Genomic DNA, 11,855 nt, shown 5'->3' with positions numbered 1-11,855 from the left:
TTTCATTTTTTCGATAATTTCTTTCATGAATTCTCGAATAATATGATATTATTATACCGAAGTGGTTAAAGGAGAAGTCGAATGAGTAAGAAAAGAGTGTATGCGTCTATTGAAATCGCGGATCAGGAAATTCGTCTTGTTGTATTGGAGATATTTGAATCGCGATACAACGTGCTTCGAGTTGAGAGCGTAGCTTGTTCAGGCGTTCAAAATCAAACCATTGTAAACGAAGCCAATGTCGTTAGTGCAATTAGAACGGCAGTTACCAATGCGCAGGCAGCTTTAGGATATAGAATTGAAAGAGTTCTTTTGGCAATTCCTAGTGTTAATGTTATGCGCAGTAATCAAAAAGTGCATGTACAGATCGAAGATGGAACCAAATCAATTCGTTTATTTCACATTCAACAGGGTTACAACAAAGCCATTCAAAAAAAGCTTGGGGATGATGTTGAATTTGTTAATGCGAATCGCATTTCCTATATTGTTAATGGACAGGAAACAAAAAAGATTCCTTTGTCACAGACCTGTGAAGAATTTACTATGGATATAGATCTTCTTTATGCGAATAAAGAGATGATCTATGCTTATGCTCGTTGTATTGAACAGGCAAATTTAGAAATTTTGGATCTATGTTTGGATAGTTATGCAATTGCACAGGAAACAGCTGTGCTAGTTCAGTCCAATGATCGTCCGATCATTCAGTTAGATTTAGAAAAAGATCACTGTACGATGGGTTTCTTTACAAATGGGCGTTTGATTAGTTGTGCTAACCTGGAAAATGGATATAATTCATTTGTTGAAGATATTACGAAAAAGTATCGTCTATCTGATGAAGTAGGATATCGCTTGTTGCAGAATATCTTTTCAGGGAATGAAGACGAAAATTCTGATGTGATCGTTTATATTGAACAAAAAGAAGATATGCGTGTAGAAATTACCGCTAAAGAATTGGCTAATGTTTGTTTACCAAAGATTCGTCAATGGATTGCCAATGTGAATGAAGCTTGTACGCCAATTGTTCGTCAAGGTAATGCAAAATATGTCATTACAGGAAAGGGGAGCAATATCTCTGTTTTGAAAGATATGGATAAAGCGTTTAATGCTGAAGCTCTTATTTATGAAGAACAAAGTATTGGTGCAAGAGATGGCAGCTACGTATGCGGTTTAGGTATGGCATATGCATGGCAGGATATCAATCGTATTCGCCATTCAGATAAAATCAGTGCAAACAACAATGAGTTGGAAGCAAGCATTGATTCGATCAATCAACAGTCAAAAAATGGTGAAGGCGGATTTACAAAAAAATTAAAGAGTGTTATTTTATCTGAAAATGATTAAAGGGGTGTAAAAAATGACAGAATTCAATCAAGTAGCAAACATTAAAGTATTTGGTGTTGGAGGCGGAGGTTCCAATGCCGTTAACCGAATGGTAGCTGATGGGGTAAAAGGTGTAGAATTTTATATCTGCAACACAGATGTACAGGTAATGAAAAACTCACCTTGTCAGAATAAAATCGTTCTAGGCCGTGAAACAACAAAAGGTCTGGGAGCTGGTGGAAATCCAGAATACGGTCGTAAAGCGGCTGAAGAAAGTGAAAGCGAAATTCGTGAAGCCATCAAAGGTAGTGATATGGTATTCATCACTGCTGGAATGGGTGGTGGAACAGGTACTGGTGCTGCACCGCTAATTGCGAAGATCTCTAAAGAAGAAGGCGCTTTAACTGTTGCGGTTGTAACTCGTCCATTTACTTTCGAAGGTAGAAGACGTGCAAACAACGCAAAAGACGGTATCGAAGAACTTAAAAAATACGTAGACTCTTTGATCGTAGTTTCAAATGATAATTTATTAGAAGTAATCGGTCGTAAACCAATTGAAGAAGCATTCCAGGCAGCTGATAACATCTTGCGTCAAGGTGTTCAGACTATCTCTGATTTGATTGCGGTTCCTGCTCTTGTTAACTTGGACTTTGCAGATGTTCGTTCTGTAATGCAGAATCAGGGGCGTGCTTTGATCGGCATTGGTATGGCTGAAGGCGAAGATAAAGCAGTATCTGCTGCTGAAAAAGCAATTCAGTCTCCATTATTGGAAGCACAGATTGCAGGTGCAAAATCAGCTATCATTAACATCACTGGCGGTGACAAAGTAAGCTTGTTTGATGCACAGAACGCTGTAGCTGTAATTCAGGATGCTGCAGGTGGAGAAGTTGACTGCATCTTTGGTATCGCAATCAATGAACAGTTAGGTGATGCAATTATCGTAACAGTAATCGCAACGGGGTTTGAAGAACCAAAACCAGTAACAAAGAAACGTTCTGACAATACAGCTAGACAGGAATCTTTGTATACACAGCCAACTGTAAAAACACCAGTGAATGCCGGTGTAGTTACAAGTGTTGAAGAAACAAGTCAGGATGATCAGATTCCTAATTTCTTCTTTAATCGTTAATGAAGATATATTATATTGATGATTCATTCTTTGCTCATTCTGAATTCGCCCGCCAAATGGCGTATAAATTAGAAGTTTTGTTAAGAGAAAACGAAATAAACTATTTATTGATTTCTGTATCTAAGAATACGGAGAAAGAAATCAAGCGGTTTGAGGAAAGATTGAAGAAATTTAAGATAGAATTCAAACTCAGCACCCAGACTGTTGAAATTGATGGAAATTCGTTTTTGTTGACCAATAATACGCTTCGTATGCCAAATGAAGAGATTCGTGGATTTGCCGGAACTCTTTGTGTAATTGATACAACGACTTTAAAATGGAAGAGAATCTATCTTGATTTATTCCCGGATGAAGAGACGGATATCATTACCTTATTAACGGAGGCAATTGAAGAAAGCCTTGGTCTTGATGATTCGAATAGAGAAAAATCTTAAAGCTTGAGATGATGATGATCATCCAAGCTTTTTTCTTGTTTAAAAAAAACCACCGTAAAGATGGTCGTAACTATAATTAATCCCAGTAGTAATCATAATCATACCAGTCATCATCAAAATATGGCTGAATATTATATTCATCTTGATAAGTATAATAATATGAATTGCTGGTAATAAGCTCTAAGATTCCATTTTCGATGGATAAGACGGCATTTATGCAGGCTATGATCGATAATACAAGGGCAATGATCCAACGTTTATTATTCTCAAAATCTTTCAAGGCAAATGCTATACTTACTATTGCCATGGCAATTGGAATTATTACTAATAGCCATAACCTTGAAAAGATAGGTAATAAGATGATTGAAGCAATCGATAAGATCAATACCAGCAACCAGGTGCCTTCATTTTTATTTTGATGTTTTTGTGTTTGTTTTGTCTCCTTAATAGGTGGCATATCATTGGGTTTTTCTGTCATAGTATTCCTCCTAATAAAAGTATTCTATCATAAAAGGAAAAAATCTGAAATTTTAGTGCCAAAAACCTCAAAAAATAATTTTTTTAAAAAAAATTAAAAAAAGTGTTGCATCATATATAAAGTCGTGATAGTATATGTAGGCACTTGTTAAGGAACAAGTTAAATATAAATGGCGCGTTGGAGAAACGGTTAACTCACATGCCTTTCACGCATGCATTCACGGGTTCGAATCCCGTACGCGTCACCAATGAAAAACTAAGCCCTAGAGATAGGGCTTTTAATTTATATGTTATTTGAAATAATAAAAAGATAGATGAGGCAGGCAAAAATAGGAAGTGGAATTTTAATCGTTTCACTTCATTTTGTGATTGACAATTGTTGACTTTTAGTCTAATATTGTAAATTGCATAAAAGTCTGCCATTTTTTATAATGCGCAGATGAAAAAATGAAAAAATCAAACGAAAGGATGGCATGCATGGACAGCAACAAAGCGTATCGTATAGTTTCATGTGGTAAGAAATCCACACGCCGAGACTACTCAAAAGTTAGTGGTAAGCTAGAACTACCAAACCTTGTCGAAATCCAGACAGATTCCTTTAAATGGTTTACTCGCCAGGGAATCCAAGAAGTTTTTGAAGAAATCTATCCAATCGAAAACTATGGTAAAAACATTAAGTTAAATTTCATTCGTTATCATTTTGACGAGCCAAAATATAACGCTGAACAATCCATGTACAGAGAATGTAATTACGCAGCACCTCTGTATGCCGAGATGGAACTAGAAATCACAGATCCTGAAACAGGTGAATTGGTTACTAAAAACGAGGAAGTATATTTAGGGGATTTCCCTTTGATGACAGAAACTGGAACATTCATCATCAATGGTGCCGAACGTGTTATCGTATCTCAGATCGTACGTTCTCCAGGAGCATATTTTTCTGAAAGTTATGATGATAAGACTGGTAAACAAAATTTTGAATGTGAATTGATTCCAAGTCGTGGTACTTGGCTTGAGTTTATGACAGAACAAAAGAAAACAATGGCAGGACGCACAATCAATGTTTCAATTGATCGTCGTCGTAAAGTTCTTTTCTCAATTTTGTTTAAAGCTATTGGTATGTCTTTGAATCTTGAAGTTAATGAAGATACATTGGATACAACAGAAATGGAAACATTCCTGCATACGATTGGACGTAACTGGGAGGATGTAGCTCAGGATCCAGAAAATCGTGAATACATGAACTTGTATTTGTTGTTGTATACAGCTTTCTTTGGAAAATACGAAGAAATTGAAAATTCTTTATTAAACGATAAAGTTAAAACGACTCAGGAAGCATTATTGTCTTTCTATGAAAACCAGCGCAGTGATGAAATTCCTACTCTTGATGGATCTATTTCATTGATGCAGGCAAAATTCTTCGATCATCGTCGTTATGATCTAACAAAAGCTGGAAGATATAAATTAGGCAAGAAATTGAATGCCATTGCCCGTATGGATGGTATGACTCTTGCTCATGATATTATCGATGTAGACGGAAATGTTTACATGGAAAAAGGCTTGATGATCCATCGTGATGAAAGAAATGCGTTACGTGAAGAACTTGCCAAAGGTACATATTGTACAGCTTATCCATTTAGAGCTGAATTCCATGAAGCAGATATCGTAAGTATACCTACAAGCTTTAATACAGGTCTTGTTGGACGTATTTTAGCAAAAGACATCGAAGTAAATGGTGTACTTTATGAACAGGGAACTGTTTTGACGCAAAAAGATGTAGATGTTTTAAAGGAAAATAAAGAAGAAGTTGCAATCTATGCCGGCTTATTTGCAAAACCGGTTGTATTGACCAAAGAAAACTGCAATGCTGTATTCAACTATGGTCAGCGTTTATATGTGCTAGGTCGATTAACAAATGCCAAGGGACAGGATATCGTTGATGAGGATATGGAACTAGTTGCACAGCGTTATATGATCGGTGTAACTCCAGATAAGATCAGCGATGAAGATCGTTTAGCCGTTAGTCAACGTGCTTTAAACGAAGAAGTAACCGCATGGTTGGTTGGTGCCTGCATCCAGGAAGTTTATGTAACAGACAAAGCAGGAAATGAAATTAAGATTGCCGGTAATGATCCATTCGCTAATAAACATACGATCACAATGTCTGATATGTACGCATTCTTCTCTTATAGCTTGAATGTTATGGAAGGTGTCGGAACAACAGACGACATCGATATGTTGGGTAACCGTCGTATCCGTTCAGTTGGTGAGTTGATCCAGAACCAGTTTAGAATTGGTTTATCAAGAATGGAACGTGTTGTTAAAGAACGTATGTCTATCCAGGAATTAGATAGCTTAACACCAAGAAAATTAACCAACATTCGTCCATTAACGGCAGCTATCAAAGAGTTCTTCTCAAGTTCTCAGTTATCTCAGTTCATGGACCAGCAGAACCCGCTAGCAGAACTTACAAACAAGCGTCGTATTTCTGCATTAGGACCTGGTGGTATCACTCGAGATCGTGCAAGTTATGAGGTTCGTGACGTTCACAGTTCTCACTACGGGCGTATTTGTCCAATCGAGACACCAGAAGGTCCAAACATCGGTTTGATCTCTAACTTGACTACATATGCAAAAATCAATAAATATGGTTTCATTCAGACTCCATATCGCATCGTAAATAAAGATGGTACTGTTCAAGAAGAAGCTGTTTATCTAAGTGCGGATGAAGAAGCAGATTATGTAATCGCACAGGCCAACGAGGTTCGCGATGGACGTTTGGTTAACGAACGTGTCGTAGCTCGTAAGGCTGGAGATACGATCATCGCTCGTCGTGAAGACGTAGAACTTGCTGACGTTAGTCCAAAACAGATCGTTTCTGTTGCGACTGCCTGTGTCCCATTCTTGGAAAACGACGATGCTTCTCGTGCCTTGATGGGTGCCAACATGCAGCGTCAGGCCGTACCTTTGTTAGTTCCACATTCTCCATATGTAGGAACAGGTATCGAATATAAGATCGCTAAAGACTCTGGTGTTGGTGTTGTTGCCAAAGAAGATGGAATCATTACTTATGTTGACTCAATCCGTATCGTTGTCAAAGACAATGAAGGCGAAGAGCACACATATCAGCTAAGAAAATTTGCTCGCTCTAATGCAAGTACTTGCATTAACCAGCGTCCAATCGTGGAGGTTGGTGAAAAGGTTGAAAAAGGTGATATCCTTGCCGATGGTCCAAGTATGCAAAATGGTGAGCTTGCTTTAGGACAAAACGTAACAATTGCTTACATGACATGGTATGGTTACAACTATGAGGATGCGATCATCATGTCAGAAAGAATGGTAAGTGATGATGTATATACTTCAATTCATATCGAAGAATATGACATTGACTGCCGTGATACTAAACTTGGCCCAGAAGAAATCACCCGCGATATTCCAAACGTTGGTGAAGCAGCTGTTCGTCAATTAGACGAAAGAGGTATCATCCGTATTGGGGCTGAGGTTAAAGAAGGAGATATCCTTGTTGGTAAGGTTACGCCAAAAGGACAGAGCGAAGTAAGCCCAGAAGAAAAACTTCTATTAGCTATCTTCGGTGAAAAATCACGTGAAGTACGTGATAACTCATTGAAAGTACCTCATGGTGGTGCTGGAATCGTTCATTCGATCCGTGTATTCAAACGTGGCGATGGATCTGATCTTCCACCTGGAGTAAATCAGCGAGTTAAAGTATATATCGTCCAGAAACGTAAGATTTCTGAAGGGGATAAAATGTCTGGACGTCATGGTAATAAAGGTGTCATCTCTAAGATCCTTCCAGTAGAAGATATGCCATTTATGGCAGATGGTACACCAATTGATATCATCTTGAACCCATTCGGTGTGCCTTCTCGTATGAACATCGGACAAATCTTGGAAATCCATTTAGGTTATGCAGCTAAGAAATTAGGCGTTAAGTTCTCAACTTCAGTATTTGATGGTTTATCAAATGAAGAACTTGCAAGCGTAATGGAAGAAGCAAACATGACCAAAGATGGAAAACAGGTTCTATATGATGGACAGACAGGACAGCCTTTCGATGAAAGAATTTCTGTTGGTGTAATGTACATGATCAAGCTTGCTCACATGGTTGACGATAAACTTCATGCTCGTGCAACGGGACCTTACTCATTAGTAACTCAGCAGCCATTAGGTGGTAAAGCACAAAATGGTGGACAAAGATTTGGTGAGATGGAGGTTTGGGCACTTGAAGCTTATGGTGCTGCTCATACATTGCAGGAAATCTTGACAATCAAATCCGATGATATTCAGGGACGTATCAAAACATATGAAGCTATCATCAAAGGTAAAGATATTCCAGAACCAGGAATTCCAGAATCATTCCGCGTATTGATGCACGAGTTACAAGGTCTTGCGATTGATGTTCGTTTGTTGGATGAAAATAACAATGAAGTTGATATCACAAGCGATGACGATGAACCAGGAACAGTGCATGAACATAATCACGAAGAACACAAGGAAGAACTTGTGAATGATATGGATGAATCAAATGATTCATTTGAAGAACTAGAAGAAGAGGAGGCTTAAAAATCTATGAGTATAAACAATTTTGCCTCAATTCAGGTTCGTTTGGCATCACCTGAAACGATCTTAAAATGGTCACATGGTGAAGTAACAAAGCCTGAAACGATCAACTATCGTTCTCAAAAAGCAGAACGTGACGGACTTTTCTGTGAGCGCATTTTCGGCCCTACAAAGGACTGGGAATGTGCCTGCGGTAAATATAAGAAGGTGCGTTTTAAAGGCGTTGTCTGCGATCGTTGTGGTGTTGAAATCACAAAAGCGAGCGTAAGACGTGAACGTATGGGTCATATCCATTTGGCTGCTCCAGTAGCTCACATTTGGTATCTACGCGGTATTCCAAGTCGTATGGCTTTATTGTTGGATGTGACACCAAAACAACTTGAAGAAGTAGTATACTTTGTAAGCTATATCGTAACCGATCCTAAGGATACAGATCTAGGATACAAACAGATCTTGTCTGAAAGAGAATATCGTGAAAATATGGCTATCTATGGGGCAGGTTCTTTTACAGCACAAACAGGTGCTGAGGCTGTATTGCGTCTATTACAGGATGTAGATCTTGAACAGGAATATGCAGATGTTCAAGAAGCTCTAGAAAAAGCTCAAGGTGAAAAACGTAAAAAATTGATCAAACGTCTTGATACGATCAATGCGTTTAGAAAATCAGATAACAAACCTGAATGGATGATCCTGACAAACATTCCGGTAATACCACCAGATTTAAGACCAATGTTACAGTTGGATGGTGGACGTTTTGCGACAAGTGATCTAAATGATCTATATCGTCGTGTAATCACTCGTAACAATCGTCTTCGTAAATTGTTGGAACTTGGTACACCAAATATCATCGTTCAAAACGAAAAACGTATGTTACAGGAAGCAGTTGATGCTTTAATCGATAATGGACGCCGTTCTAAACCAATCACAGGAGCTGGAGGACGTGCTCTAAAATCACTTTCACATTCATTGAAAGGTAAACAGGGACGTTTCCGTCAGAACTTGTTGGGTAAACGTGTTGACTTCTCTGGACGTTCTGTTATTGCCGTAGGACCAGATTTGAAGATGTATCAGTGTGGTATTCCTCGTGAAATGGCAATCAACTTGTTTAAACCATTTATTATTAATGAAATCGTAAATCAACAATTGGCAGCCAATCCAAAAAATGCTGAAAAGTTGATCGAACGACGTGATCCTAGAATTTGGGATGTTGTTGAAAAAGTAATTGATGGATATCCAGTTTTGATGAACCGTGCTCCTACGCTTCACCGTTTGGGTATTCAGGCTTTCCTTCCTAAACTTGTAGAAGGACGTGCTATGCGTCTACATCCACTTGTTTGTACCGCATTTAATGCTGACTTCGACGGTGACCAGATGGCTATTCACGTTCCTTTGTCTGAAGAAGCACGTGCTGAGGCATTGGTCATGATGCTAGGTTCTCATAATATCCTTGGTCCAAAAGATGGAAAACCAATCGTTACTCCAGGTCAGGACATGGTTATGGGTAACTTCTATCTAACAATGGAAGAAACGAAACAGGAATTGTTGGAAGAATCTCAGCGTTATATGGATGCAGATTGTCCAAAAGAAGCTGCAGCTTGGAAACGCTATGCATTAAATGAAGGTCATGTATATTCAGATGTAGATGAAGTTATGCTTGCATATCAAACAGGGCAGATTCACTTGCATTCACGTATTGCATTGCCTGTTAAGGGTATGAATAAAACTTCATTTAATCCAGTGCATGAAAATGATTACTTGATCACAACTGTAGGAAAGATCATCTTCAATGATATGTTCCCTGCAGACTTCCCGTATTTGAACGAAGTTTCAAAAGAAAACTTTGAAGAAACTCCAGCTAGATACTTCGTAAAACCTGGAGAAGATATCAAAGCATATATCGAGCAGCTACCAATCGTAGATGCTGTTAAGAAAAAAGACTTAGGTAAAGTTATTGCTGAAGTATTTAAACGATACTCTGTTGATGAAACAGCTGAAATCCTTGACCAGATCAAGGCAAAAGGATTTAAGTATTCAACAGTTGCTGGTATTACCGTTTCACTTTCTGATATTGAAGTGGCTCCTAATAAATGGGAACATGTCGATGAAGGTCGTGAAAAAGCGGATCAGTTAAAACGTCTACAGCGTAAAGGTATGTTGACGATGGAAGAGTGGGAACGTCATCTTAATAAGCTATGGGCAGATGTAAAAGATGATATCGTAGGTGAGTTGATGGCTAACTTACCTAGAAAGAACCCAATCAACATGATGGCTACTTCTGGTGCCCGTGGTAATACATCTAACTTTACACAGCTTGCCGGAATGCGTGGTTTAATGGCTAAACCTGGTAGTGGTAAGGGTAGAAGCGGTGAATACGTTCCTTCTATCATAGAGGTTCCTATCTACTCTTGTTTCCGTGAAGGTCTAAACGTATCTGAGTTCTTTATCTCTACACACGGTGTGCGTAAAGGTTTGACCGATACAGCCTTGAAAACAGCGGAATCAGGTTACTTGACTCGTCGTCTTGTTGACGTTGCACAGGATGTTATCGTAAAAGAAGATGACTGTGGAACTGATAAAGGATACTGGGTAGAAACATTGATGGATCGTAAGACAAACACTGTCATTGAACCATTGATGGATCGTTTAGTTGGACGTTATTCTAAACAAGATGTAACAGATCCAAATACAGGTGAACTTATTATTGCCAGTGATGAATTCATCACGGATGAAATCGCAAAACGCATCGTAGATGCTGGAATTGAAGGTATGTATATCCGTTCTGCATTTACTTGTAAGTCAAGACATGGTGTATGTCGCAAATGTTATGGACGTAACATGGCTACAGGTAAAGATGTAGAAGTTGGTGAAGCTATTGGTATCATGGCTGCTCAGAGTATCGGTGAGCCAGGTACACAGTTAACAATGCGTACATTCCATACCGGTGGTGTTGCCGGCGGTGATGGAGGAGACATTACACAGGGTCTTCCTCGTGTCGAAGAGTTATTTGAAGCACGTTGTCCAAAAGGTGTTGCCGTAATCGCACAGATTACAGGTGAGATCACTTCAATCGAACGTATTGAAGGAACAATGCGTCAGGAAGTTATCGTAACAAACGCTAACGAAAGCGTTTCTCATAAGATCAATGCAAACCAGACACTTCGTCCATGGGTACAGGTTGGAGCAACAATTCAGGCTGGTGTTGCCATGACAGAAGGTCCATTGGATCCAAAAGAATTGTTACGTGTAGCTGGTGTTCGTGAAGTTCAGGATTATATCTTGAAAGAAGTTAAAAAGGTTTACCAGTCACAAGGTATCGAAATCAGCGATAAGCACATCGAAGTTATGATCAAACAGATGCTTAAGAAAGTTATCGTTGTAGACAGCGGAGATACAGATCTAAATGTTGGTGTTCAGTTATCTTTGAATAACATCACTAAGATCAACCGAGAGGCTTTACTTTCTGGAAAGACACCTGCTCAGTTCAAACCAGTATTGTTAGGTATTTCAAAAGCCAGTGTTGAGACAGATTCATTCTTATCAGCAGCCAGCTTCCAGGAAACTACAAAAGTGTTGACAGATGCTACGATCAAAGGAAAAGTTGATAATTTGATTGGTCTTAAAGAAAATGTCATTATCGGTAAGTTGATTCCTGCCGGAACTGGATGCGAAGGCGACCGTCCTCAGAATGCAATCGTTATGGCAAAGGCAAAAGAACTACGTGATAAACGTATTGCTCGTATGCATGAAGTTCAAGACGAAGAGTTTGATAACATCGTCAATGAAAATTTAACGGAAGAACTTCCAAAAATGGATGAAGAACCATCTTTAGATCAAGATGGAATCATCAATGACAGTGATGTTCTAGACAACCAGTCTATTGAAATCAATGAATAACATAAAAGATCCAGATATACGTC

At 38.7% G+C, this 11,855-nt stretch carries 6 protein-coding genes and 1 tRNA gene; 6 read left to right on the top strand and 1 reads right to left on the bottom strand.

Translation table 11 applies throughout. The features are described 5' to 3' along the window. Positions 1 to 81 precede the first annotated feature (81 nt). The 3 genes from PND65_RS02485 to PND65_RS02475 are packed head-to-tail and all read left to right on the top strand — an operon-like array spanning position 82 to position 2,880. Positions 82 to 1,338: a hypothetical protein gene (locus PND65_RS02485; RefSeq protein ID WP_035400957.1), complete on the top strand. Its 1,257-nt coding sequence runs from the start codon at positions 82 to 84 to the stop codon at positions 1,336 to 1,338. 13 nt (positions 1,339 to 1,351) lie between these two features. After that, a complete protein-coding gene (ftsZ, locus tag PND65_RS02480) occupies positions 1,352 to 2,446 on the top strand; it encodes a cell division protein FtsZ (protein ID WP_022355504.1) in 1,095 nt (364 codons plus the stop codon). Next, a complete protein-coding gene (locus PND65_RS02475) occupies positions 2,446 to 2,880 on the top strand; it encodes a hypothetical protein (RefSeq protein ID WP_204714697.1) in 435 nt (144 codons plus the stop codon). The genes ftsZ and PND65_RS02475 overlap by 1 nt, the downstream gene beginning before the upstream one ends. 76 nt (positions 2,881 to 2,956) lie before the next feature. Here the strand turns inward: PND65_RS02475 and PND65_RS02470 are convergent, their stop codons facing one another. Then, the gene (locus tag PND65_RS02470) at positions 2,957 to 3,358 is read right to left on the bottom strand and encodes a hypothetical protein (protein ID WP_271990147.1); all 402 of its coding nucleotides are present in this window, start codon (positions 3,356 to 3,358) and stop codon (positions 2,957 to 2,959) included. Between the two features lie 171 nt (positions 3,359 to 3,529). Between PND65_RS02470 and PND65_RS02465 the strand changes: the two genes are divergently transcribed. The 3 genes from PND65_RS02465 (at position 3,530) to rpoC (ending at position 11,832) form a co-directional block, all read left to right on the top strand. Beyond that, a tRNA-Glu gene (locus PND65_RS02465) sits at positions 3,530 to 3,605 on the top strand. 229 nt (positions 3,606 to 3,834) lie between these two features. Then, entirely contained in the window at positions 3,835 to 7,941 is a 4,107-nt protein-coding gene (gene rpoB / locus PND65_RS02460) for a DNA-directed RNA polymerase subunit beta (RefSeq protein ID WP_087320033.1), read from the top strand. A 6-nt stretch (positions 7,942 to 7,947) separates the two neighbouring features. After that, positions 7,948 to 11,832 (top strand): DNA-directed RNA polymerase subunit beta', encoded by a 3,885-nt coding sequence (rpoC, locus tag PND65_RS02455; protein WP_271990144.1) that lies wholly within the window; start codon positions 7,948 to 7,950, stop codon positions 11,830 to 11,832. Positions 11,833 to 11,855 lie beyond the last annotated feature (23 nt).

Origin of the sequence: Faecalitalea cylindroides (assembly GCF_028321995.1) — a bacterium.
In the GTDB taxonomy this organism is placed as follows: Bacteria; Bacillota_I; Bacilli_A; order Erysipelotrichales; family Erysipelotrichaceae; genus Faecalitalea; species Faecalitalea cylindroides.
This window is presented reverse-complemented; position numbering and strand designations above follow the sequence as displayed.